The 1,265-nt window shown below is 47.5% G+C and carries 1 rRNA gene; it reads left to right on the top strand.

Annotation, left to right across the window (positions count from 1 at the left end):
• Nucleotides 1-141: 141 nt before the first annotated feature.
• A 23S ribosomal RNA gene (locus QOR82_RS09090) occupies nt 142-1,265 on the top strand; the annotation flags it as partial.

The raw sequence follows: 1,265 nt of genomic DNA, 5'->3' as shown, positions 1-1,265 counted from the left end.
CAAACTTGTACTTTGAAAACTAAACAATATCAATATATTTTCTTTATTCACAAATAAACCGAGAACACCGCGTTATTTGAGTTTTTTAATGGAAACATCGCATACTCAATTAACTTGGTGAACAACGAAGTTGTTCATTTAGGTTAAGTTATGAAGGGCGCATGGTGAATGCCTTGGTACTAGGAGCCGATGAAGGACGGGACTAACACCGATATGCTTCGGGGAGTGGTAAGTACACTTTGATCCGGAGATTTCCGAATGGGGAAACCCAATCAGCTTAGTCGCTGATTACTTGGCCAGTGAATTCATAGCTGGCAAGTGGCATACGCAGTGAACTGAAACATCTAAGTAGCTGCAGGAAGAGAAAACAATAGTGATTCCCTCAGTAGCGGCGAGCGAACGGGGAAGAGCCCAAACCAACGAGCTTGCTTGTTGGGGTTGTAGGACTGAACATTTGAGTTACCAAAGTTCGACGTAGTCGAAATAGTTGGGAAGCTATGGCAGAGAGGGTGAGACCCCCGTAGACGAAACGTCAGAACTCTCAGTTCAGGATCCTGAGTACGGCGGAACACGTGAAACTCCGTCGGAAACCGCGAGGACCATCTCGCAAGGCTAAATACTACCTAGTGACCGATAGTGAACCAGTACCGTGAGGGAAAGGTGAAAAGCACCCCGGGAGGGGAGTGAAATAGTTCCTGAAACCATGTGCCTACAAGCTGTCGGAGCCCGTTAATGGGTGACGGCGTGCCTCTCGCAGAATGAACCGGCGAGTTATGATTACGTGCAAGGTTAAGGCGGAAAAGCCGGAGCCGTAGCGAAAGCGAGTCTGAAATGGGCGTACGAAGTACGTAGTTATATACCCGAAACCAGGTGACCTACCCATGACCAGGTTGAAGGTGCGGTAAAACGCACTGGAGGACCGAACTCGTATCTGTTGAAAAAGGTTGGGATGAGTTGTGGGTAGCGGTGAAATTCCAAACGAACTTGGAGATAGCTGGTTCTCTCCGAAATCTCTTTAGGGGGAGCCTTGAATTAAGAATCTTGGAGGTAGAGCACTGTTTGAACTAGGGGCCCGTCATGGGTTACTGACTTCAGATAAACTCCGAATGCCAATGATTTATATTCAGGAGTCACACGATGAGCGATAAGGTCCACCGTGGAAAGGGGAACAGCCCAGATCACCAGTTAAGGTCCCAAAATATATGCTAAGTGGAAAAGGATGTGGAGTTGCATAGACAACTAGGATGTTGGCTCAGAAGCAGCCA

Origin of the sequence: Limosilactobacillus difficilis (genome assembly GCF_947387495.1) — a bacterium.
In the GTDB taxonomy this organism is placed as follows: domain Bacteria; phylum Bacillota; class Bacilli; order Lactobacillales; family Lactobacillaceae; genus Limosilactobacillus; species Limosilactobacillus difficilis.
The sequence above is the reverse complement of the archived record's forward strand: the minus strand, read 5'-3'. Positions and strand labels throughout refer to the sequence as shown.